At 47.0% G+C, this 21,989-nt stretch carries 26 protein-coding genes; 21 read left to right on the top strand and 5 right to left on the bottom strand.

The window, feature by feature from the left end:
- The first annotated feature begins 1 nt into the window (after position 1).
- The 16 genes from B5G33_RS13300 (at position 2) to B5G33_RS13225 (ending at position 14,370) form a co-directional block, all read left to right on the top strand.
- A complete protein-coding gene (locus B5G33_RS13300) occupies positions 2-526 on the top strand; it encodes a phage major tail tube protein (RefSeq protein WP_087417973.1) in 525 nt (174 codons plus the stop codon).
- 12 nt (positions 527-538) lie between these two features.
- Positions 539-868, top strand: a complete 330-nt coding sequence (locus B5G33_RS13295; RefSeq protein ID WP_087417972.1) for a phage tail assembly protein — start codon at positions 539-541, stop codon at positions 866-868.
- 156 nt (positions 869-1,024) lie between these two features.
- Positions 1,025-5,185 carry a phage tail tape measure protein gene (locus tag B5G33_RS13290; protein WP_087417971.1) on the top strand — a complete coding sequence of 1,387 codons (4,161 nt, stop codon included), beginning with the start codon at positions 1,025-1,027 and terminating at the stop codon, positions 5,183-5,185.
- Positions 5,186-5,200: 15 nt separating this feature from the next.
- Positions 5,201-5,452: a tail protein X gene (locus B5G33_RS13285; protein ID WP_087417970.1), complete on the top strand. Its 252-nt coding sequence runs from the start codon at positions 5,201-5,203 to the stop codon at positions 5,450-5,452.
- Positions 5,445-6,725 carry a phage late control D family protein gene (locus tag B5G33_RS13280; protein ID WP_087417969.1) on the top strand — a complete coding sequence of 427 codons (1,281 nt, stop codon included), beginning with the start codon at positions 5,445-5,447 and terminating at the stop codon, positions 6,723-6,725. The genes B5G33_RS13285 and B5G33_RS13280 overlap by 8 nt, the downstream gene beginning before the upstream one ends.
- An 11-nt stretch (positions 6,726-6,736) precedes the next feature.
- Positions 6,737-7,177 carry a hypothetical protein gene (locus tag B5G33_RS13275; RefSeq protein WP_087417968.1) on the top strand — a complete coding sequence of 147 codons (441 nt, stop codon included), beginning with the start codon at positions 6,737-6,739 and terminating at the stop codon, positions 7,175-7,177.
- Between the two features lie 12 nt (positions 7,178-7,189).
- A complete protein-coding gene (locus B5G33_RS13270) occupies positions 7,190-7,585 on the top strand; it encodes a phage tail protein (protein ID WP_087417967.1) in 396 nt (131 codons plus the stop codon).
- A 9-nt stretch (positions 7,586-7,594) separates the two neighbouring features.
- Entirely contained in the window at positions 7,595-7,906 is a 312-nt protein-coding gene (locus tag B5G33_RS13265; RefSeq protein ID WP_087417966.1) for a hypothetical protein, read from the top strand.
- Entirely contained in the window at positions 7,903-9,045 is a 1,143-nt protein-coding gene (locus B5G33_RS13260; protein ID WP_087417965.1) for a baseplate assembly protein, read from the top strand. Before B5G33_RS13265 ends, B5G33_RS13260 begins: the two co-directional genes overlap by 4 nt.
- A complete protein-coding gene (locus tag B5G33_RS13255) occupies positions 9,038-9,685 on the top strand; it encodes a phage tail protein (RefSeq protein ID WP_158229621.1) in 648 nt (215 codons plus the stop codon). The genes B5G33_RS13260 and B5G33_RS13255 overlap by 8 nt, the downstream gene beginning before the upstream one ends.
- A gap of 6 nt (positions 9,686-9,691) precedes the next feature.
- Positions 9,692-10,360 carry a phage tail-collar fiber domain-containing protein gene (locus tag B5G33_RS13250; RefSeq protein WP_087417963.1) on the top strand — a complete coding sequence of 223 codons (669 nt, stop codon included), beginning with the start codon at positions 9,692-9,694 and terminating at the stop codon, positions 10,358-10,360.
- A gap of 16 nt (positions 10,361-10,376) precedes the next feature.
- On the top strand, positions 10,377-10,625 hold the full coding sequence (locus tag B5G33_RS21150; protein ID WP_143276526.1) for a hypothetical protein: 249 nt from the start codon (positions 10,377-10,379) through the stop codon (positions 10,623-10,625).
- Positions 10,553-11,194 (top strand): hypothetical protein, encoded by a 642-nt coding sequence (locus B5G33_RS13245; protein WP_087417962.1) that lies wholly within the window; start codon positions 10,553-10,555, stop codon positions 11,192-11,194. The genes B5G33_RS21150 and B5G33_RS13245 overlap by 73 nt, the downstream gene beginning before the upstream one ends.
- 20 nt (positions 11,195-11,214) lie before the next feature.
- Positions 11,215-12,690, top strand: coding sequence for a collagen-like protein (locus B5G33_RS13240; RefSeq protein WP_087417961.1), 1,476 nt, complete (start codon positions 11,215-11,217; stop codon positions 12,688-12,690).
- Positions 12,691-12,765: 75 nt separating this feature from the next.
- Positions 12,766-13,806 (top strand): hypothetical protein, encoded by a 1,041-nt coding sequence (locus B5G33_RS21990; RefSeq protein ID WP_242974701.1) that lies wholly within the window; start codon positions 12,766-12,768, stop codon positions 13,804-13,806.
- Positions 13,807-14,043: 237 nt separating this feature from the next.
- A complete protein-coding gene (locus tag B5G33_RS13225; protein WP_143276524.1) occupies positions 14,044-14,370 on the top strand; it encodes a hypothetical protein in 327 nt (108 codons plus the stop codon).
- Positions 14,371-14,378: 8 nt separating this feature from the next.
- Here the strand turns inward: B5G33_RS13225 and B5G33_RS13220 are convergent, their stop codons facing one another.
- The 4 genes from B5G33_RS13220 to xerA form a co-directional block, all read right to left on the bottom strand.
- Positions 14,379-14,726 (bottom strand): hypothetical protein, encoded by a 348-nt coding sequence (locus B5G33_RS13220; protein ID WP_204247392.1) that lies wholly within the window; start codon positions 14,724-14,726, stop codon positions 14,379-14,381.
- Between the two features lie 305 nt (positions 14,727-15,031).
- Positions 15,032-15,292, bottom strand: a complete 261-nt coding sequence (locus B5G33_RS21700; RefSeq protein WP_204247391.1) for a hypothetical protein — start codon at positions 15,290-15,292, stop codon at positions 15,032-15,034.
- Positions 15,293-15,314: 22 nt separating this feature from the next.
- Positions 15,315-15,689 carry a hypothetical protein gene (locus B5G33_RS21145; RefSeq protein ID WP_143276523.1) on the bottom strand — a complete coding sequence of 125 codons (375 nt, stop codon included), beginning with the start codon at positions 15,687-15,689 and terminating at the stop codon, positions 15,315-15,317.
- A gap of 47 nt (positions 15,690-15,736) precedes the next feature.
- On the bottom strand, positions 15,737-16,732 hold the full coding sequence (gene xerA / locus B5G33_RS13205) for a site-specific tyrosine recombinase/integron integrase (RefSeq protein ID WP_087417955.1): 996 nt from the start codon (positions 16,730-16,732) through the stop codon (positions 15,737-15,739).
- Between the two features lie 330 nt (positions 16,733-17,062).
- Here xerA and B5G33_RS13200 point away from each other — a divergent pair, with 330 nt between their 5' ends.
- The 4 genes from B5G33_RS13200 (at position 17,063) to B5G33_RS13185 (ending at position 19,285) form a co-directional block, all read left to right on the top strand.
- Positions 17,063-17,431, top strand: coding sequence for a hypothetical protein (locus B5G33_RS13200; protein WP_087417954.1), 369 nt, complete (start codon positions 17,063-17,065; stop codon positions 17,429-17,431).
- A gap of 113 nt (positions 17,432-17,544) precedes the next feature.
- Positions 17,545-17,829 carry a hypothetical protein gene (locus tag B5G33_RS13195; protein ID WP_087417953.1) on the top strand — a complete coding sequence of 95 codons (285 nt, stop codon included), beginning with the start codon at positions 17,545-17,547 and terminating at the stop codon, positions 17,827-17,829.
- Between the two features lie 13 nt (positions 17,830-17,842).
- Positions 17,843-18,082: a holin gene (locus B5G33_RS13190; RefSeq protein WP_087417952.1), complete on the top strand. Its 240-nt coding sequence runs from the start codon at positions 17,843-17,845 to the stop codon at positions 18,080-18,082.
- Between the two features lie 60 nt (positions 18,083-18,142).
- Entirely contained in the window at positions 18,143-19,285 is a 1,143-nt protein-coding gene (locus B5G33_RS13185) for a peptidoglycan recognition protein family protein (protein ID WP_087417951.1), read from the top strand.
- Between the two features lie 88 nt (positions 19,286-19,373).
- Here the strand turns inward: B5G33_RS13185 and B5G33_RS13180 are convergent, their stop codons facing one another.
- Entirely contained in the window at positions 19,374-20,267 is an 894-nt protein-coding gene (locus B5G33_RS13180) for a carboxypeptidase-like regulatory domain-containing protein (RefSeq protein WP_087417950.1), read from the bottom strand.
- 171 nt (positions 20,268-20,438) lie between these two features.
- On the opposite strand from B5G33_RS13180, the gene glpK reads away from it, so the two are divergent.
- Positions 20,439-21,941 carry a glycerol kinase GlpK gene (gene glpK, locus B5G33_RS13175; protein WP_087417949.1) on the top strand — a complete coding sequence of 501 codons (1,503 nt, stop codon included), beginning with the start codon at positions 20,439-20,441 and terminating at the stop codon, positions 21,939-21,941.
- Positions 21,942-21,989: the final 48 nt, after the last annotated feature.

The following is a 21,989-nucleotide window of genomic DNA, read 5'->3' as shown; positions in this document are numbered from 1 at the left end:
AATGAGTATTGTAATTCCTGAGGTATTAAACCATTACAATGTCTACAATGACAAAGCAAAAAAACTGATCGGAATCTCCGGCGAGATTGAACTCCCGGAACTGGAAGCACTGAACGACACTATCGAGGGCGCAGGCGTCCTTGGAGAGATCGAAGACCCGGTAACAGGGCAGTTCTCCAGTATGAAGATTAAGATTCCGTTTGCGGTGCTTTACGAAGATCTGTTCAGCCTGATGGACACAACGAACCCACCGCAGCTGACCTTACGGGCGTCTATGCAGTGCATGGATCCGGCCACAGGGGCAACCGGATACTACCCAGTAAAGATTGTGGTACGGGGGAAAGCCTCCACCACTACCCTTGGCAAGGTTGTGAAGGGAAAGAAAGGCGAAGCAGAGATTGAGCTGGAGATTCTCTACATAAAAGTGATGATCAACAATACGACCACGCTGGAACTGGACAAGTTAAATTTCAAATTCATTCTGAACGGAAAAGATATGTTAGCAAAAATCCGTTCTCAGATCTAAGGAGGAAATGCCATGGAAGTTATAGAAACTAAAAGAGCAACCCAGGAAGCGGAAGAAAATATTATAAAGCTGTCAAAAACATATGACTTTGAGGGCGAGAAAATCCAGGAATTGGATTTTTCTGGCCTGGAAAATGTAACGGCAGATGACATGATAAAAGCCAATAAAGTGCTTGCTTCTTCCGGAACAGTGTCCGTTCTTCCGGAAAACGACCTGCACTACACACTGATCATTGCGGCGAGCGCAACAGGGCATCCGATTGAGTTCTTCAAGTCATTGAAGCCCAGGGATGCTATCAAAGTAAAGAATAAAGTGACCAGTTTTTTCTTCGGAGAGGGATAAGACTGAGTGATACAAAAGAACTGCGGAAAGTATGTATCCTGCTTTCCCAAAATCTAACGACAGGCCTGGATTATTTTCTAGGCCTGTCGTTATTTGACATCATAGATCTTTGCGAAGATTTAAAGGAGATCCAGAAGGAGGCGGGCAAGAAACACCATGAGTGATTATAAAGTAGCAATTAAGATAGCTGGGGAACTTGCAGGCTCCTTCAACTCAGCGCTTAAAGGCGCACAGTCGGGGCTTAATAGTCTTTCAAAGGTAGGAAGAATTGGAGCAACTGCTCTGGGGGCAAGTGCAGCAGCCCTTGGAACTCTTGCTGCCGCTGGAGTAAATGCCGGGATCCAGTACGAGCAAGCATTTGCAGGTGTAAGGAAGACAGTGGACGCCACAGAGGCGGAACTTCAGGTTATGAGTCAGGGGATCCGGGACATGGCCAAAGAGATGCCTACAGCAGCCACAGAGATTGCAGCAGTGGCAGAAGCAGCCGGGCAGCTGGGGATTCAGAACGAAAATATCTTAGGTTTCACGAGAACTATGGTCATGCTGGGAGATTCCACGAACCTGAGTGCGGATGAAGCGGCCACAGCACTGGCAAGGCTGGCCAATATTACGGGAATGCCACAGGACAGTTTCCAGAAACTGGGCTCCACTATCGTAGCCCTTGGAAATAATTTCGCCACCACAGAGAGCGAGATCACGGAGATGGGACTGCGGATTGCCGGAGCCGGATCACAGGTGGGCATGACGGAAGCGCAGATCATGTCCTTTTCCGCTGCCTTAAGCTCTGTAGGCATCGAAGCAGAAGCCGGAGGCTCTGCCTTCAGTACCCTGCTCTCCAATATGCAGCTTGCAGTGGAGACAGGAAGTGAATCTCTACAGCAGTTTGCAAACGTGGCCGGGATGAGCGCTTCGGAATTTAAGCAGGCATTTCAGACAGATGCCGCAGGAGCCATGGCGAGTTTTATCAAAGGACTGTCGGAAAGCGAAGCTAAAGGGAAAAGCGCTATCGCCGTCCTGGATGAAATGGGGATTACAGAGATCCGTATGCGGGATATGCTTCTGAGAGCGGCAGGCGCTTCGGACACATTCACGGAGGCCCTGGAAATGGGAACCGCCGCATGGGACGAGAACGTAGCGCTGACCAATGAAGCCAACCAGAGATACCAGACTATGGGAAGCAGGCTGGCCATGCTGAAGAACAGGGCAAACGATCTGGGTATCGCCTTCTACGAGAGCGTGAATACTCCGTTGGGAGATGTGGTTGACGCCGCTGGAGATATGCTGGATAACCTGTCAGAAGCATTTGAAAGCGGAGGGCTTTCCGGATTAGTATCACAGCTCGGAACGGAGATTGCAAACGGAACGGCAGGGATCGCAGACGCCGCACCGGACATGATTGACGCAGCAGTGAGCCTGATAGAATCCTTTGTTGAAGGAATTGAACAAAATAAAGGGCAGATCACGGACGGGCTGGCACGTACCGCCGTGGCGGCAGCAGATGGCCTGATCCAGATCACACCCCAGCTCATGGTGATCGGTGCTGAATTCGTTGTGGCCATGGCAAGGGGGATCATAGAACATGCACCAGAGCTTGGAACAGCGGCCAAGGAAGCAGTTGCGTACCTGATGAATGCCGCAAAGGAGGCGCTGGTAAGCTATGTGGACTTCCTGGGCGATGAGAGTGTAGCCCCATTTGAAAAAATACTGGCTTTGATCCCGGCAGTAGCGGCTGGGTTTTTGGCTTTCAAAAAAATATCCGGAATGGTCAAGTCTGTTCAGGGGTTTGTAACTGCCATTAAAGGGGCAGGGAAAGCCGCTCCTTTGGTTTCTAAGGGACTAAGCGCAGCAGACAATGCCATGTCAGCAACCTCTAAAAATATCTTAGGAGCCGGAGTCGGGTTCGGAATGGCAGCAGCCGGACTGTGGCTTTTGGCAGACGCAGCGACCCGGATAGCAGAAGCTGGACCAGCAGCACAGCTAGGAATGGCAACAATGGCTTTCGGAATTGCAGGGCTTATGCAGCTCACATCTTCAGTTGGCCCACAGCTGCAGGCAAGTACCCAGGGGCTCCTGGCATTTGGAGGGGCAGTGCTGATGGCGTCTGCAGGAATGTCTATGATGGCGTTGGCAGCCACACAGTTAGCAGCAGCTGGTCCGCTGGCGCTTGTCGGTCTGACCATCATGGAAGCTGGAATGATCGGCCTTTTAGCAGTTGCAGGGGCAATGGGTCCCCGGCTTGCAACCGCAACATCGGGTCTTCTGGCATTTGGAGGAGCGATCATGATGGCTGCCATGGGAATGGCGATCCTGACAGCAGCGGCGATACAGATATCCTCAGCAGGGACTGGAGCAACCATTACATTGGCGGCCATGGGGGCGGGACTGATTGCTTTCATGGCAGTGGCAGCGCTTCTTGGCCCGGCATTGACGGCGGCATCCGCAGGATTACTGGCCATGGGAGCTGCGCTGATCATGTCAGCAACAGGTATGCTGATCATGGTACAGGCAGCCATACAGCTTGCGGCGGCGGGACCAACCGCACAGATCGCCATGGCAGCCCTGGCAGCCGGGATACTTGCATTCGGAGCGGTGGCAGGGTTACTGGCGCCACTTCTCCTTGCCGGGGCAGCAGCCCTGGCAGCGTTTGGGGCAGCTCTTGCCGTAGTCGGTGCAGCTTTCCTTGTGGTAAACGCAGCGGCTCTTGTCGGAGCGGCGGCATTGACCACTATCGCAGGCGTTCTTCCACAGCTTGCAGCCTTCGGCACAGCTGGGGCAACTGCAATCCTGGCACTGGGTGCAGCGATGATCGTCTTCGGGGCAGGGACAGCAGTTGCTGGAGCAGGGGCGTTAGTTGCGGCAGCGGGTCTGCTGGCACTTTCAGTAGCGGCTCTTGCGGCAGATGTGGCATTTGCACCACTGGCAGTTGAGATGACGGCTATCGGGGCGGCTATTGCTACAATGGCCGCTATGGGAGAAACAGCGGCGGCCAGCATGAAATCCCTGAAAAGTTCTTCAAAAGGAATGATCACAAGTATGGCAAAGCTGGCAGCGTCTCTGGCGGCACCCACAGCGGCCTTAGTTCCATTTGCAGCAGCGGCAGTAGCAGCCGCAGCCCCAGCCACAGCCCTGGCGGCAGCGTTGACTATGATCGTGACTTCTATCACGATGATGACCTCTATGGTTACTATGGCCACTATGGCTATCACAATGATGAATATGGCTATGACCTTATTCAAAACGACAGCCACAGGGATGAATACAACAGCGGCCATGCTGAGCACGTCCTTTACCAGCATGGCCACCGGAATCACTCCAGCAGCAACAGCCATGACGACCATGGCAGCGCCGACTATGCAGACAGCGGCAAATATGATGATGCTTGCCCAGGCATTGCTCCAGGCGAATCAGACGTTCATGTCTATATCGGCATCCATATCAGCAGCCAGGACGGCGGTTATGGGACTTGTAACAGCCTTTGCCGGGACAGCGGCGATATCCGCCGGTATCTCCCAGATGGGAATGGCAGTCAGTGCAGGAATGACACTGGTAGTGGCCAGTATGACAGCCGGGATGATGCAGGTCAGCATGAATGTGCAGATGGGGATGATGCAGTCTCAGGCGGCAATGACCTCCGGTATGGCGGTGATCGTATCCGTTACGACCAGTGGGATTACCACAATGGTGGCGGTATTCCAGTCAGGCGGTGCCCAGATCGTAGCGATTGCCAGGTCTACCGCAAGCGGCATTACAGCAGCATTTACAAGCATCAATCTGTACTCAGCAGGCGTAAACATGATGGCCGGTCTTCAGGCCGGTATCTCCGCAAGAGGTGCGTCTGTGATCGCCACAGCGAGAAGCATTGCTTCTCAGGCGGCGGCGGCAGTTAATTCTGCACTGCAGATCCATTCCCCATCACGGCTGATGATGAAATCCGGACAATACCTGGATGAGGGTCTGGCTGTCGGTATGCAGAAGAACAGCGGCATGGTCCAGACTGCGGCAGTTGCTTCTCTGGCAAAACCTGTTATGGATACTGGACGGGCGGTGCAGAGTATCCAGATGCCGGAAACCGTAACAGCCAGAAGCGCAGTGATCGGGGAAACGGTAGGAACCCTTGCAGGCAGCACACCCGGGAATCGGGGAAGACAGCCGGAAGGCGGTCAGGGGCCGACATTCGTGTTCAGTCCGACCTATCATTTTGAAGGGGAAGCACCGAGCAAAGAGGACATCGTGGAGGCGAACCGTATGAGCCAGAAAGAATTTGAAAAGATGATGAAAGAGTACCTGAGGAAAAACAAACGGGTATCCTTTGCATAAAGGAGGGAGAACCAGATGAAAACATATACCACGGTACAAGGCGACTGCTGGGATCTGGTCGCCTTCAAACTTTACGGGAGCGAAAAATATATGAAGCTTCTGGCAGAAGCCAATATGCCCCTTCTGGATTACCTTACTTTCCCACCAGGGACCGAGATCAATGTTCCTGAGATACCAGAGGATTACGATCAGGAAGATACCGTATTCTGGAGGCAGGAAAGTACAGAGGTGCCTTATTCATCCGTAGAGGAGGATGGTGATGAGTAATGCAAGGAAAGCAGTACCCAGACTGTCCTTCAACGGACAAAATGTCAGCGGAAAGTTAGAGGGATACCTGGAAAGCGTTTCCTATGAGGATGTAGCCTCAGGAAACAGCGACAACATTGATATTACCCTTCAGAACATTGATATGAAGTGGCTGAATCAATGGTATCCAACGAAAGGAGACAAGATCGGTGGAGGCATCACATTCCAGGACTGGAACAAAGAGGGAGAACATCTGAACCTGGATTGTGGAACTTTCATTTTGGATGAAGTGAAATTCTCCGGAGGCCCGCTGAAGGTGTCTCTTGGCGGTGTGGCGATCCCGGCTAACGAATCTTTCAAAATCAGGGAACGCACGAAGACCTGGAAGGACGTCACAATCCAGAATATTGCTGATGAGATTGCAAAAAGATACGGGCTGTCCCTGTCTTACAGCGGCCCGACTATCATGATTGCCAGCTTGGAACAGTCTGACAAGACGGACAGCGCATTTTTATATGACGTCTGCAAAAAGTATGGCCTTTCCATGAAGGTATTCAACAGCAAGATTGTGATCTACGATCAAACACAGCAGGAAAAGAATGCGGCAGTGGCCACAATTTCCAGAGGGTCTTTTGTTGGAGATGAGTGGAATTATACGGATTCCCTTGAGGGAACCTATACCGGCGCAAGGATTTCTTACAAATCCGGCCAGGATAATGAAGAAATCAGCGTTTATCTTGGATTAAAGGCAGAAGACGCTGCCGGGAGCCGGGTCCTGAATATCACAGAAGTAGCGGACAACTATGATACTGCCTACTATATGGCCGCAGCCCAGGTAAACCAGTCTAACGAAAAAGCCACAACGATCTCAGGAAAGATATGGCCAAACCCCCAAATATGTGCCGGGATCTGTGTGGATATTATTGGGATGGGAAAGGCCAATGGAAAGTATTTCGTGGATAAAAGTACGATGGAAGTATCCAGCTCGGGGACCGCCCAGAACGTGGAACTTCACAAGTGCCAGACACGATTGACTTATACACCGAAACCAAAACCAAAGCCGAAACCGGAACCAAAAAGTTACAAAGTCGGAGATATCGTCAACTTCCACGGTGGAACACACTATGTGTCTTCTTATGCGAATGCAAAAGGATACTCGGCACAGGCTGGCAAAGCAAAGATTACACTTGGACCGGACTGCACAGGAAACGGCAAGGCGCATCCATGGCACCTGATCCACATAGATAGTTCTTCGAACGTCTATGGATGGGTAGATGAAGGAACATTTGATTAAAGGAGACAGACATGGCAGAAAGACTAATCCGGATGGGAAAAGTCTCATCTATTGATTATGAAAATGGAATGATCAGCGTAACATACCCGGATCTGGACAACTCCACAACAGATAATTTTCCTGTATTTTCCTTGACAGATGAATATAAAATGCCGGGAATCGGGCAAGAGGTGCTTATCCTCCATATGTCCAATGGACAGTCGGCTGGGATTGTGTTGGGACGTTACTGGAATAAAGGGAATCGCCCGCCAATAAGCGGAGAGAACGTATTCCGAAAAGAACTTGGAAAAACAATCGGAGAAGCATATATCCAGTATGCAGACGGAAGCATTACACTGCATGATCCAACAGGTGCATCTACACTGGGCAATATCTTAAGCAGGTTATCTGCATTGGAGAGAGAAGATGAGAGCATAAAAGAGCGGCTGCAGGCTGTAGAAGAAAAGGTGTAGGGAGGAAGGTAAATGGCAATCGGAAACTGGGGAACTGTGATTAAATTTGAAGTCAGCGCCAGGAAGATGCTGACCTTTCAGAACATGAAACGCTCCGTATCCGGGCGATGGGAGAGCCATTCTATCTTGAACCAGAAACCAAAAGGGGAATTTAAGGGGCCGGAGGCATCCGGCGTAACTATGGACATCCTTCTTTCAGCAGGACATGGGGTAAGCCCACGGGTTATGCTGGAAATCCTTGAAGTGGCGGTAGAAACCGGAATAGCAGAATATCTCTATATAGGTGGAAAGAAAGTTGGAAGTGGTAAGATGGTCATAGAAAACATCAGCGAAACCTGGGATGAAGTGTGGAACAACGGAGAACTGGTAAAGGCAACAGTGTCCCTGACATTTTCTGAATACAATTAGGAGGAGGGTATGAGAGAAATTGACACGATCACGGTTACAAGCGCTATGGAAGGGCTGGATATCCAGCGTATAGACGCAGAATTAAAAGCTCTCATTTTATCTACAGAAGGGACGATACCGGGAAGCAGGAACTTCGGGCTGGCTGGAGATTTTTTGACAAGGCCGCCATTGGAGGCGGCTAATATCCTCGCCATAGAATTGGAAGAAAAGGTGGCAGAATATATTCCTGAGATCACCATCGCAAGCGTAGAGCTGCATCCAAGTACATCTCTTGATTCCATGGCCGCAACGATTTATGTGGAAAGGAGGGACGGTATATGATTTCTGAACTGGAGAACTTACCTGAGGTCAGTTTTATTGACAATATCACGCTGGATGAGATACAGAGCCAGATGAAGAAAGATTTTGAACAAAAGTATGAAGCGCTGACCGGGAAACCATGTACACTTAGACGGGCAGATCCGGCAGCACTTATATTATATGCCTGCTCAATTGCGATATTCCAGGCATTCCTGTTCGTGGACCGGGCAGGAAAGCAAGATATTCTGAAATACTCCTATGGGGAATATCTGGATAATATCGCCGCAGGGAAGGGAATTATCAGGCTGGATGCAAAACCGGCAGTCACTACGGTCCGGTTCACCCTTTCGGAAGAAATGATGGGAGTATCGGCAATTCCAGCGGGAACAAGAGTGACCAATGGGGAAATTTATTTTCAGACTGATGAATATGCAGAGATTCCGGCAGGAGAACTGACTGCGGACGTCCCCTGTACCTGTCAGACGAATGGGGCCAGCGGAAACGACATCTCCGTAGGAGAACTTAATATCCTTGTGGATCCGTTGCCCTATATTAAAAGCGTAGAAAATATAGAGGACGCATCCGGAGGAGCAGACATCGAGGACGACGACAGCCTGGCAGAAAGAGTATTTCTTGCCCCAAGCAGTTACAGTGTGGCTGGACCGGATGACGCATATGAGTATTTCACAAAAGAATACAATCAAGGCATTATGAGTGTTACAGTAACAAGCCCTGCCCCGGCGGAAGTGGAGATTCGCTTCCTGATGGAAAATGGAGAAATCCCGACTCCAACCGTCATGAGCGGGCTGGAAGATTATCTGCGAGACAATAAAATCCGTCCTCTTACAGATAAAGTAACTGTCCTTGCACCGGAACAGCAACAGTTTAATATCAGCCTGACTTATTACATCAACCGGAGCGACCAGGCAAAGGCTAATTCAATCCAGGAAGCTGTACAGAGGGCAGTAGAAGAATACGTTAAGTGGCAGACTTACACTATCGGGCGGGATATCAATCCTTCAGAGCTGATAAAGAGAATCGTGGAAGCCGGTGCAAAGAGAGTGGAGATCAGCTCTCCCGTCTTTACGACAGTTCTCCCGGATACTGTGGCCAGGATCGGACAGAAGACACTAACATATGGAGGGCTTGAAAATGATTAAACTTGAAGACGGCGAACTCCTGAACCTACTGCCCGTGAGCATGGCTAAAGACATAGAAACACAGTGTATCAGCTACGCTTTGAAAAGGCAGGTCCAGAACGTCATCTATTTTTCGGGCCAGACCAGGACAGTGGCTATGATCGACCTGCTTCCGGAACATGTGCTGGACGCATTGGCAGTAGAAATGAGGACCATGTATTACAGCCAGGATATGCCTTTAGAGCAAAAAAGAGCGATTGTTAAGAGTACCATGAAATGGTATTCCAAAGCAGGGACCCCATCGGCTGTAGAAGAATTGATCCAGGTGGTTTTTGGAGAAGGAAAGGTTACGGAATGGTTTGACTACCGGGAAGGGCCATATACTCCGGGAACATTCGATATAGAAACCTCTGCCCAGCTTACATTCGATATGATAGCCCGATTCAATGAGATCATAAAAAAGGTGAAAAATACCAGGAGCCATCTGAGGCGGATATGGGTAATGCGGGAAAGCGAACAGCAGGTATACGTTGGATCCATTCAGGCCATGACGCCTCATTGGATTATAGAGGACGAAGGCCTGCATTATGTGCGCCAGGCGATTTATACTGCCTGTATTATGCAACCGATAGCGACGATTTCTATAGATGGGAGGAGGTGAGCAGCAGTGGCGAGATTTAAAAAGGCGGTCATAACAGAAAAAGGTCTTGCACTCATCAACAAAGTACAGACAGGAAGCGTAAACCTGGAATTTACCAAAATATCAACAGGAGAAGGAGACTATACGGATTCCGAAGACCTAACAAAAGCCATAGCATTAAAGGAAAAGAGACAGGACTTTGCATTAAGCAGTATAGAAGTTGTTGACAATGATACTGTTAAAATAAGGACTGTGATAGGAAACCAAGGACTGGAATCCGGATATTACATAAAGGAAATTGGCCTTTATGCTGCAGATCCAGACGAGGGTGAAATTTTATATTCGCTTGCTGTAGCATATCAGGGGCAATGGGATTATCTACCGTCGGAAGTAGAAATGAAATTAGCAACGATCACACTGGATACTTTCTCCAGCGTGGCCAATGCGTCTACGGTTACGATCCAGGGCGGCACTGGGGCATATGCTTCGGCAGCGGATCTGGAGAATCTGGCAGAAAAGTTACAAGAACATATTGATACAGGACCAATCGTGGTCATTGAAGAAAATATACCAGCGTCAGCGAGAAAAGCGGGACACTGGTATTTTTATGTTACCAGAAAGCAAACCATATCCGGCGGAAGCGCCGATGGAATTAAAGCAGGACCAAATATGGGTCTGGAAGTTATTGAAGAATGAAAGCGAGGAAGAAATTATGGCATTAAAAAAAGTGCAGATTCAGTTATTGAATGAAGAAACTGGCGAAGTTATTGAAGACGTAACACCGCTTACAGAGGCAGAGTCAGTAGTTTATAGTAATCCGACACCTACAGTATCACCCCATGGAGGCATACCGGCAGGAAGCACATTTGACGGTGTGAGTGTAAAAAAATGTTGGATGATATTTTGTACCCTTATACAAAACCGACCATCTCTTTTTCTGCTTCCCCGGCAGGAGGAGTAAGAGAAAAAGGTACGACCTTGGAGGAGATTGTACTTACGGCCAATATCACGAAAAAATCGGAGAATATTAAAAAGGTAGAATTTTTGAAGGACTCTGCGGTTATTGGTACCATTGACGCTCCGAAAGCAGGGGGAGGAACTGAGACATATACCTATGAGCAGCCCATCAATGCCAACTGCCAGCTCAAAGCAAGAGTAACAGACGCTAAGGACGGTACCGTGGACTCCAGCGCACAGAGCTATACATTTGTATATCCTTTGTATATCGGTTCTTTAGATGCGTCTGCGTCGTCACCAACACAGGACCAGATCAAAGCACTGGAGAAGAAAGTAGTTACAAAGGGAACCCAGAAGTATACCTACACGATTGATAACAAGCGTATGTGTATCGCTTGTCCTCCAGGTTGGACTTTAAGCAAGATCGTAGACCCAAATGGATTTGATGTTACCAGCTCTTTTGCAAAGAAAACTGTAAGTGTCACCGGCTTAGATGGCACAGCTCAGAGCTATACCGTTTATGTAAGTGAACCGACAACACAGAGCGGATTTGCAGTAACATTCAATGTATGATTTAAAGGAGGATAAAGATTATGGCACAGAAATATTTTGGTTCAAACATCCCGGTTGCAGCCGGTTTTGACTTAGCGGCACAGAGACCGTTAGACGCAAGAGAGGTAGTTGCAAAGTATTCAGATCTGGCAACTATCCCGGACATACAGAAGTATGCCGGATTAAAAGTATATGTTGAAGAACAGAAAAAATATCACTTCTGGGATGGATCAACCTGGCAGGCAGAAGTAAATCAGGGCGGTGCAGGCCCGGCAGGCTCAGATGGAGCTACATGGCTCTCTGGATCAGCGGCTCCCTCAGGCCAGGGAAAAGACGGAGACTTCTATCTCAATACCAGCAACTATGATATTTATAAAAAAGAGTCAGGTACCTGGAATAAGATTGGAAACATTAAAGGCGCCACAGGCCAGACTGGATCCAATGGTCAGGATGGAACAGACGGAGCAACCTGGCTGTTTGGAACTTCTGCTCCTTCAAGTCAGGGAAAAGATGGAGATTTTTACCTGAATACATCTACATTTGATGTATATAATAAAGCTTCTGGTACATGGTCAAAGAAAGGAAACATTAAGGGAGCTACAGGCACCCGAGGGTCTCAGTGGTTTTCTGGGACAGCCATTACTGGAACAAATGCGGAAGGGACTGTATTTAGCGGTTCTGGAGTGACTTCTGCACTGGTAAATGATATGTACTTAAATACCAGTACCGGAGCAGTATATAAGTGTACGACTGCCGGAAATGCAACAACGGCGAAATGGGCATATGTTGGAAGTATCAAAGGCGCCACTGGAGCAACTGGAACACCAGGTGAAGACGGCGCCGACGGAGCACCAGGAGAGGATGGTGCAACATGGCTGTTCGGTACTGCAGCACCTACTGATCAGGGAAAGGACGGGGACTTCTTCCTGAATACATCCACTTTTGACATATATAATAAAGCTTCTGGCACATGGTCAAAGAAAGGGAATATCAAAGGTGCCACTGGAGCAACTGGAACTCCGGGAAAAGATGGCACTGATGGTGCGCCGGGAACTGATGGTGAAGATGGAGCAACTTGGCTATCAGGAGCAGGAGCACCAAGCAGTCAAGGAAAGACCGGAGACTTTTATTTGGATACTTCGACTTTTGATGTCTATTCCAAAGCTACTGGATCTTGGGTAAAGTCTGTAAATATTAAAGGAGCAAAAGGTGATAAAGGCGAAAAAGGTGAAACAGGAGAAGGATTCAGTGTTTACAAGACTTACACTTCCGTATCTGCAATGAACGCAGATAAAGCCAATGTGGCACAAGGAAAATTTGTGTTGATTGCGTCAGATGTAGAAGATGAAGATAATGCAAAGCTTTATGTAAAGGGTGCGTCAGATTTCACATTCCTTACAGACCTTTCGGGTGCACAGGGTATTAAGGGCGAAAAAAGGAGAAAAAGGAGATCCCGGCCAGGACGGTGCAACTGGACCGGCAGGAAAAGATGGAGACAATGTGCGGGTAGGAACTGAGTATGCAACAGCGAAACAGGTCAAACTTTTCTTCAAGGTTGTTGAATAATCCTGTCCGAGGAAGGAGGATTTTATATGGCAGCTCAGAAATTATTTGTTGAGGTACAGGATGAGCAGGGAAATATCTACTATGTACATACTTCATCAGATGTTGTATTTTGCGCAGATGGGGAGACCGTAGAGGAAAAGCTGAAAAATGCTACTACAGAAAAAGACGGCCGTATGTCTGCAGAGGATAAGAAGAAACTGGACGGAATAGCCGTAGGGGCGAACAAATACGTTCACCCAACGGGATCCGGAAACAAACATATTCCTTCTGGCGGATCAGCAGGACAAGTCCTGAGGTGGTCCGAAGATGGTACCGCAGAATGGGGAGCGGACAAGGATACTACTTATGCTGCTTTTAAAGCTGCAACAGCAAGCGCCGCAGGAGGAGCAGGGCTTGTTCCTGCCCCTGCGGCCGGAAATCACGATGATTATCTACGGGGAGATGGAAAGTGGGGAGCAGCAAGCGATATGGTCCAGGCCTTCAGCCAGGCCTCTTCACGGGCAAACATTACCAGTGGGGAAGCGAACAAAACTCTTTTCGGAAAGATTGCGAAATGGTTTGCTGATCTGGGAGTATCCGGCATTGCTGCATTTGCCAAGGTGGTGAACAACGGTACCACTACAGTTGCCAATACGGTATTAGACGGACGATTTGGAAAAACCTTATTAGACAGGATCGTAGCGGCGGAAAAGAATATTACTACAATAAACTCCTCTTTAAAGGACCAATTTAACCTGAATAGCTATACACTTACCAATAGTTCCTATTACCCAAAAGGATATATGTATCGTAGTGGGCAGGCCGTATATCTTCGGTGTGCGGGCAACCTTGCGAAAGAAGTACCTGCTGAAGCTGAATTTTTCATGGCAACTGTCGGCAGCATTCCCGAAGAATTCCGGCCGGATATAGACCTTACCTTTTATCCAAATATTTCATACGCGGGAAAGAACATTAGGGTAAATATCAGGACCGATGGCGCAGTAACTTTTACATCTCCTGAAAAACTTGTTGCCGGATTTGGAATAAATCTGCATCTGGCCTATATGACAGGAAGATCCATTTTTTAGCCGGATTCAACTCCTCTTTATCACATTTACAATGTACAGGTGTTGCATCTATTTCAGGAGAGACATCTATAACTGTAGATGCAGGTATGAGTGTTGATAACCTGTATCTTATATTTATTCGACAGCTTAATGGCTCAACAGACGTTCACCCGCCATGTGCATTGCTCCTGTATATGAGGACAGATAACTACAGATATTCCACTCTTGGAGAAATCGTAGAATTACAGGACACAAGTATTGGCGGTGGAAAATTCACTATTAATTTTAAAACCCAGCAGTGGGTCAGAGTTTGGGTATTCAAAATCTCATAACTCCTCTTTAGCAGGGAAAATTGTGACTCAAGCCGGAAATGTAAAATTTTCGCCTGCCGGTGGAAAGTCTTACGGATATATTAACGTTCCCTCTGGGTGCGTATTGTTGGCTGCATATATGCAGGAGGTATCGGGTAATGTTGGGCTACGGCTGGGAGGATTCAATCAAAGTTCTGATACAGGTTATACTGCTTGGGTGGACTGGGATATCAACGACTACATTTTCTTGCACTGGATTTATGCAAAGCTTTAAGTAATGAATCATAGTATAAATATTTCCTCCATGTAGAAATTAGTTCCTTCCGGAATATCTACAGCATTACCGTTATAATTAAAAGTATATCCCATACGTAGCTGACAGGTATCTACATCAAAACGTAACTGCCCAATATACTTATGGGTGATCACCACACGTTTTATATGATCGGAGTTATCAGTTATCAATGGCTTTAATTGCGAAAAAGTACCGCAGTAGGCATACTGATCACTTGTACCAAGATTAGTAGCAGCTGATCCACGTACTTTAAACATGACTACGTTTCCTTGCACAAGTGCTGTACACTCAAATCCGTTAGCATGGGATTCTGATATGTACTTCTTAATTGCCAAAGAGGAGTTGATTTTTCTCTACTCCTCTTTAGCAACACTATCGGGAATTTTTTCTAGGATTCCGAATGGTGGGGTAGAATTTACATCAAGAGTATATTCTGAAGGCGAGCTTTACATAGATGGACAAATAAATCCCAATCAGTGTGAAATTATGTATATGCGTATGTATATCCAATCTAACAGATCATTATTGATTGGCACTATGGTCAGTACCGAGGATCCAGATTGGTGGAGTAAATATGTTGCTTCTGGAACTGTCCTGGTAAACAAAAACATAGACTCAGAATGGTATGGATGGATTAGTCTTACAGCCTCGGCATAAGGATAACCGCTTGCGTTGCCTCATCATCTTTAGCATAAACAGATACCGTGCTTTGCTCGTTATTTACGCTTGTTATTACATTTTCATTTTGGACATCCCCGCCAAGCTGATTTGCTTGTATTATGCCAGACAAACTAGAATGATAATGTGGATATATCCCGTGGTATGTCATTACGATAGCCATTTTCCCTGGCGGAAGCGAAAATATGTATGCACCATCCTGATTGACCCATATAACATCCATATTACTTTTAGCCAAAGAGGAGTTATGAAGGAGCTATTGAGGTCCATGAACTCCATACATTTATGTTGTAGAATGCAAAATGTTGTCTTCCAGTAATGGGAAATAGCTCCGTAACTTTAACCATTGCATGCGGAGAATCATCCATATAAAATACTTCTCGATATCCAAGTATTGTTCCTTCAGATGGCAATGTTGTTGGAATTTCTTTCCATTGGCTTCGATTTTGATCATTTATCGAAAAATACGATGCTCTATTTGCACTCTGGTCGCTTGATGATAGCAAGAAAAAATCTTTTTGGAAGCTGCTCCCATCATTAAAACCTGTTGATGGGATTAATGCTAAAGAGGAGCTTTTTGAAGTAACTCCTTTACCTGGCTGCTGGATAAAGAATTGCATAGCAAACAAGCCTCAAAGAGGCGATTTTTTAAAATTTATGCGGTCCTTTACGCAACGGCTTGACTATAGTGGTATTTCACAGTGCTTTGGTCGAGAGCTACATATACCTGGGTGGTACGCAGGTCGGAGTGGCCCAGGATTTGAGCAACGTCCTGGATCGGGACACCCTTGCGGACCAGATCAGTGGCAAGGGTCCGGCGGAAACGATGTGGGTGGACATTGCTCACACCGGCCTTTTTGCCGAGATCCTTAACAATGTACTCTACTCCCTCTTTTGTAAGGCGGCGATAGGGAGCTTTGACACCTGCGAACAAAGCAGGGTTATCATCTATTCGGCTATTGAGGTACTGTCGCAGGTATTCAGCACAGACCTCTGAGAGGTAAAACCGGCGCTCTTTGCCGCCTTTGCCTATTACGGTTGCCTCCCGAGTTATGAAATCTATACTGGTACGATCCAGGGAGATAATCTCGGAAACCCGCAGGCCGGAGGCATAAAGGAATTCCGTAAGGGCAAGGTCACGCAAACAGCAGCAGGCATTTTTCAACTTCTCACGATCCACGGAGGAGAATGGTTTGCGGACTATTTTGTCATACTTGATTTGCTTCACAGCCCGAGCTGGATTTTGACCAATCAGCCCCTCGTCGTGTAACCAGCCGAAAAATGTGGAGATTGTCTTCCGCATATTTTCAAGGGTTCGGTTACTGATTTTTCGTTGCTCTTTATAGAGCGATAGGTAGAGCCGGAGATCATAGGAGCTTACTTCATATAGCTTCTTATCCAAAAAGTAAACGAGTTTTTCTAACTCCGGCTGGTACCGCCGCAGGGTCCTTTCGGACTTGCCTTCCAGTTTTTTGGTAGCGATAAACTTGCGGACAAGCCCCATGTTGGTATTGTCATGGACAGCGACTTCGGTGCAGCGTTCCTGCACTTCGTATCCTTGCAGGCTGGTAAGTAAGGTTCTTTCAATCCTCTCCCGGATATCTGCAGATAATTCCGGGAGAGATTCTAGAACCTGATCAACAATTTTGGCTCGTACATCCATAATTACTTTCTCCTTTTTCTTTTAAGGATACAGGAAAAGAATAGAGACGTACACTGCTAAACCTCACTTTCGTAGTTGATCCGGCCGGATTTTTCTGGATTTGGAGTATTATGCGCTGCGAAAATGCAGCGAAAGTATATTTTTCTCTCCCGGATCCGCAGCGCCGGAAGCAATTTTTCCGGGAATTGGACCCCTATTTTGAGTAAATTATGGCTGATTCCGGCGTAAAAGTGAGGTTTAGCAGAGTGAAAATGTGTATTTAAAGGCGTCCATAAGGGCGCCTTTTGATATGCACTTTTGCATAAAATTAAATTCAAAGGAGGTTTCGCTATGGATAAAATGATTTTAGCGGACAAAACGGAACTGGCAATCAAAGAAGGTGCAGCTATCGGATCTGCAACGACAGTTGTGGACGACTTTACTGCCCTTGGTACGGTGGCTGCGGCACTGACCAAAGAAGGAAATCTGGAATCTGTCAAATTCTCTACAGATGATTCTGTGACTGGGGAATATACAGGAATGAAGCTGGAATCTCCGTTGTTCAGCGCTGTTGATCTTGTGGGTGGAAAGGTAGAGGCTACTTTTGGCATCCGTGAGAAGACAGAACTGGAAAAGAGAGTAGATTCCCTGGAAGGAAGAGCCGATGTAACAGAGGGCGCTCTCCAGGAGATGATTTTAAGCACAATGGGAGGTGAATGATAATGGCAGCGTTTTTAGCAATGAGAATCAAGATGGGGTGCCTGGAGCTGGATCAGGTACCGGAATCCTTAAAGGAAGAGGTAGAAGAATTATTATAGTGAAGGGGAAAAAGTATGTCGGACGAAGATATCAGGATCGCCCTGGCTGAACAGAAAAAAGAAATAGGTTCTTTAAAACATCGAATGGATGAGGTGGAGGATATCGTAAGAGTGGTACACCAGCTTGCCCAGGAAATGGTGGGACTTACAAAAGAAGTGGGATTTATGAACAAAAATCTTACTCAGCTTACGTTAAAGGTTAGTGACCTGGAGAAGGCACCAGTAAGGCGCTGGGATTCTCTTATAACTGGGCTAATTGGTGCGGCAGCCGGAGCATTCGTGACATTTATTTTAAAGTAAGGGAGAGGATAATGTGTTTAAAAATTGTGTATTTAAGGTATCTGTGAATACGCAGAAATGGATTAAAAAGGCAGCAATCCGAGCCGGGAAAACAGTGGCTCAGGCAGCTATTGCTGGAATCGGTACTGCGGCGGCTATGGGGCAGGTAGATTGGAAGTATGTGATCTCTGCCTCTATCCTGGCCGGAGTAGTAAGTATTTTAACATCTATTGCGGGTATCCCAGAGGTACCTGATGAATCAGAGGGCGAGTAATATCGCCCTTTTATTGTTGGTATGACACAGCCATATGTGGCTGATAGAAAGGAGAAAATTATGAGTAACAGTGCATTAGTAAACTATACAAGAATTTCACCAAACAGGACAAGCCCAAGAAACCAGAAGATCGACAGGATTACTATCCATCACATGGCCGGAAACCTTAGCGTAGAATCCTGCGGTAATGTGTTTGCACCATCTTCCAGACAGGCCAGCAGTAATTATGGAATCGACAGCGAAGGAAGAGTGGGTATGTATGTAGAAGAAAAGGACCGTTCTTGGTGTAGCTCTAGCGGCGCCAATGATCACCGGGCTGTGACCATAGAAGTAGCCGACAATGCTGGGGCACCAGGTTGGGGCTGCTCCGAAAAGGCCATGAATAAGTTGGTTGAACTGTGTGCAGATATCTGTCGAAGAAATGGTATTGCACGTTTGAATTACACTGGGGACACAAATGGTAATCTGACAATGCACAAATGGTTCGCCGCAACAGACTGTCCGGGAGCATATCTGGAAAGTAAATTCCCCTGGATCGCTGAGCAGGTAAATAAAATCCTGTCCGGAGGTACAGCGGACAGTGTAGGATCCGGAAATGCAGATAATTCACAGGATATAACTCAGTCCCTTGATGGATATTCTGTTGGAGATTGGGTTACTGTATCTACATACTACGCTTCCAGCACAGACCCCATCTCAAAAGCCATTGCACCAAAGAATTGGGTTTATAAACAGATTACTAAAATCCTTCCCGGTACACATAATCCATTCCTTTTAGGAGATGGATTTGCTTGGTGTAATAAGGGAGACATTAGAGGTAAGGGTGATCTTACAGGAAGCCAGAATAAGCCAGCAAGTTCTTCTGGGAAAATTACGGTAGACGGCCTGTGGGGAACAGCAACAACTAAGAAGGCTCAGGCAGTATTTGGAACCGGATCGGACGGAATTGTTTCAAACCAGTTATCCTGCTATAAAGGTATTTGCACCGGTGTAGTCGGAAGCTTCCAGTGGGAAAGCACTAAAAAAGGTGGATCAGCTCTAATCAAAGCTATTCAAAATAAAGTGGGAGTAGCAGCAGACGGGTATATCGGACCAGGTACAATCAAAGCTATGCAGAAATGGTTAGGATGCACTCAGGACGGAAGCTTCAGTAATCCCTCTGTATGTATCAGAAAATTTCAGGAGTGGCTCAACCAACAATAAAAAATTTCCCCGGCTATTGGCCGGGGAGCGCATATATTGTATCATCCTCCTGTAATTATATACTATGTATTGTGTTTGTATGTCGTTGCTACTGGGTCATCCACCCAGGGCACTGGACTCTCTGACCGTCGCAGTACTGGGTAAGAATAGGCTGTCGAACCCCAGGCCGTGAGAGGTAGTTGTCAAAAAGCTCGTCAACAACTTCAGAAATACTTTCAAAAAGATTTCGCCCATACATCCATTTGTGATCAAAGGCAGTAGAAGAGGTAATGGTAAAATCATAACCTTTATTTCTGTACCATTCAGTATAGACACGATTCAAAGTAAAAGACATAATGGCCAGTACATTTGCCCGGATGGTATCTTTTGGCCAGGTGGCATAGATTTCGCTGCATGCCACATTTTTGATGTAATCTCTGTAACGTACGAAATAATTTTGTGCGGAGGTATTGTCCGGAGTACCGTCATGAACCACCACAGTTTCCGGAATTACTACCCGGCTGAGAACGATCTCGCCGGAAGTGTCCATAGGTTTTATCTCATCTTCTGGAATTTTTTCTGGATAATTGCCAAAAAGTGTATGGGCAGGAATTACAATATCCTGGAAATTTTCCCCGGGAGCGGCAGGCCGGAGAAAGGCCTGCTGGGTAGCAGTGGAATCAGGGAGGATTTCTGCACCGGAAATTTCCAGGTCTTCATATCCTTCTTTGGAAATGCGGAAAGTATACTCTGCATAAGGCTGATACTCAGAGGGGGCCATGCTGTATTCCAGAGGGGGAGCGGGCAGAATCAGCTCTGGAATCTGTCCGCTGGAATCTGTATTGACCTCCTCGATCACAGAGTCAGGATCTCCACTGTAAGAAATGGAGACCGAGGCATCATCTATGGGCTGGTTCCTGTCTGCTGTAAGTACGGAAAGCCGGAGCTTGCCCTGATCTGTGCGCTCAACTGTCTGAGCTGCTTTCAGTGAGAAAACATTCATAAGAAACCTCGGAAAATGTCATTGATTTATTATATGAGGCAGAAAAGAATTTGTGCCTTTTATGAGAGGCAAATTATTAAGAGGATTCCCCTGAAAGTGTTGAAAAAAAGTAGAAACAGCGATAAAATATCAGTAAATTCAGAAAATCGTAAATACACAGGAGGATATTACATGGCAAAATATGTAATGGCATTGGATGCAGGGACTACCAGTAACAGATGTATTCTGTTCAATAAAAAAGGGGAAATCATAAGCTTTGCTCAGAAAGAATTTACCCAGTATTTTCCAAAACCAGGCTGGGTAGAACATGACGCCAATGAGATATGGTCTAATCAGCTTGGGGTGGCTGTAGAGGCTATGCAGAAAGCAGGCGCAGAGGCAGCGGATATTGTAGCTATAGGAATTACAAATCAAAGAGAAACTGCAATTGTATGGGATAAAAATACAGGAGAGCCTATCTATCACGCCATTGTATGGCAGTGCAGGAGGACTTCTGAATACTGTGATTCTCTTAAGGAGAAGGGGCTTACAGAAGAATATCGGAAAAAAACCGGTCTGATCATTGACGCCTATTTCTCAGGAACAAAAGTAAAATGGATTTTGGACCATGTAGACGGGGCCAGAGAAAGGGCCAGAAAAGGAGAACTCCTTTTTGGAACTGTAGAGACCTGGCTGATCTGGAAGATGACTAAGGGAGAAGCGCATGTTACAGATTATTCCAATGCTTCCAGGACCATGCTTTTTAATATTAATACTCTGGATTGGGATGATGATATTCTGAAAGAGCTGGATATTCCCAGAGAGATGCTGCCTCAGGTGAAGCCTTCCAGCTGCATATACGGCACAGCGGACAGCAGCTTTTTTGGCGGTCCCATTCCTATTGGCGGAGCAGCAGGAGACCAGCAGTCTGCTCTTTTTGGACAGACTTGTTTCGAAAAAGGAGACGCAAAGAATACTTATGGTACAGGCTGCTTCCTTCTGATGAATACAGGCGAGAAGCCGGTATTTTCTGAAAACGGGCTGGTTACTACCATTGCCTGGGGATTGGACGGGAAGATTACCTATGCACTGGAAGGCTCTGTTTTCGTGGCAGGAGCTGTGATCCAGTGGCTCAGAGATGAGCTGCGGCTCATTGACTCTGCAGAAGACTCTGAGTATATGGCCAGGAAGGTAAAAGATACCCACGGCTGTTATGTAGTGCCGGCATTTACCGGACTGGGAGCGCCTTATTGGGATCAGTATGCCAGAGGAACTATTGTAGGACTGACCAGAGGAGTAAATAAATGTCACATTATCCGGGCTACCCTGGAGTCTCTGGCTTATCAGGTCCACGATGTTATCGAGGCTATGAGAGCAGATTCCGGCATTGAACTGAATTCTCTGAAAGTAGACGGTGGGGCCAGCGCCAATAACTTCATCATGCAGGCTCAGGCAGATATGATCCAGGTTCCTGTAAAGCGTCCGGTATGTGTAGAGACTACAGCTATGGGGGCCGCTTACCTGGCAGGCCTGGCAGTTGGTTACTGGAACAGTCCCAAGGAGATTATCAGCAACTGGGAGATTGACCGTGCGTTTATGCCGGAGATTTCTGTGGAAGAACGGGATAAAAAGGCAAAGGGATGGAAAAAAGCAGTAAAATGCGCCTTCGGATGGGCAAAAGTAGAGGATGATTGATATGAAGATCAGAAATATGAGAGTAAACCATCTGAAAAATCCCTTGGG

This window comes from Blautia sp. An81 (assembly GCF_002161285.1).
Classification (GTDB): Bacteria; Bacillota; Clostridia; order Lachnospirales; family Lachnospiraceae; genus Blautia; species Blautia ornithocaccae.
The sequence above is the reverse complement of the archived record's forward strand: the minus strand, read 5'-3'. Positions and strand labels throughout refer to the sequence as shown.

Coding starts and splice junctions, on each gene's coding strand:
- B5G33_RS13245 (WP_087417962.1), top strand. CDS start 10,553: ATGTTGGATGATATTTTGTACCCTTATACAAAACCGACCATCTCTTTT.
- B5G33_RS13290 (WP_087417971.1), top strand. CDS start 1,025: ATGAGTGATTATAAAGTAGCAATTAAGATAGCTGGGGAACTTGCAGGC.
- B5G33_RS13240 (WP_087417961.1), top strand. CDS start 11,215: ATGGCACAGAAATATTTTGGTTCAAACATCCCGGTTGCAGCCGGTTTT.
- glpK (WP_087417949.1), top strand. CDS start 20,439: ATGGCAAAATATGTAATGGCATTGGATGCAGGGACTACCAGTAACAGA.
- B5G33_RS13285 (WP_087417970.1), top strand. CDS start 5,201: ATGAAAACATATACCACGGTACAAGGCGACTGCTGGGATCTGGTCGCC.
- B5G33_RS21990 (WP_242974701.1), top strand. CDS start 12,766: ATGGCAGCTCAGAAATTATTTGTTGAGGTACAGGATGAGCAGGGAAAT.
- B5G33_RS13180 (WP_087417950.1), bottom strand. CDS start 20,267: ATGAATGTTTTCTCACTGAAAGCAGCTCAGACAGTTGAGCGCACAGAT.
- B5G33_RS21145 (WP_143276523.1), bottom strand. CDS start 15,689: ATGCAATTCTTTATCCAGCAGCCAGGTAAAGGAGTTACTTCAAAAAGC.
- B5G33_RS13275 (WP_087417968.1), top strand. CDS start 6,737: ATGGCAGAAAGACTAATCCGGATGGGAAAAGTCTCATCTATTGATTAT.
- B5G33_RS13280 (WP_087417969.1), top strand. CDS start 5,445: ATGAGTAATGCAAGGAAAGCAGTACCCAGACTGTCCTTCAACGGACAA.
- B5G33_RS13185 (WP_087417951.1), top strand. CDS start 18,143: ATGAGTAACAGTGCATTAGTAAACTATACAAGAATTTCACCAAACAGG.
- B5G33_RS13200 (WP_087417954.1), top strand. CDS start 17,063: ATGGATAAAATGATTTTAGCGGACAAAACGGAACTGGCAATCAAAGAA.
- B5G33_RS13265 (WP_087417966.1), top strand. CDS start 7,595: ATGAGAGAAATTGACACGATCACGGTTACAAGCGCTATGGAAGGGCTG.
- B5G33_RS13270 (WP_087417967.1), top strand. CDS start 7,190: ATGGCAATCGGAAACTGGGGAACTGTGATTAAATTTGAAGTCAGCGCC.
- B5G33_RS21700 (WP_204247391.1), bottom strand. CDS start 15,292: ATGGATGTTATATGGGTCAATCAGGATGGTGCATACATATTTTCGCTT.
- B5G33_RS21150 (WP_143276526.1), top strand. CDS start 10,377: ATGGCATTAAAAAAAGTGCAGATTCAGTTATTGAATGAAGAAACTGGC.
- B5G33_RS13260 (WP_087417965.1), top strand. CDS start 7,903: ATGATTTCTGAACTGGAGAACTTACCTGAGGTCAGTTTTATTGACAAT.
- B5G33_RS13255 (WP_158229621.1), top strand. CDS start 9,038: ATGATTAAACTTGAAGACGGCGAACTCCTGAACCTACTGCCCGTGAGC.
- xerA (WP_087417955.1), bottom strand. CDS start 16,732: ATGGATGTACGAGCCAAAATTGTTGATCAGGTTCTAGAATCTCTCCCG.
- B5G33_RS13295 (WP_087417972.1), top strand. CDS start 539: ATGGAAGTTATAGAAACTAAAAGAGCAACCCAGGAAGCGGAAGAAAAT.
- B5G33_RS13195 (WP_087417953.1), top strand. CDS start 17,545: ATGTCGGACGAAGATATCAGGATCGCCCTGGCTGAACAGAAAAAAGAA.
- B5G33_RS13300 (WP_087417973.1), top strand. CDS start 2: ATGAGTATTGTAATTCCTGAGGTATTAAACCATTACAATGTCTACAAT.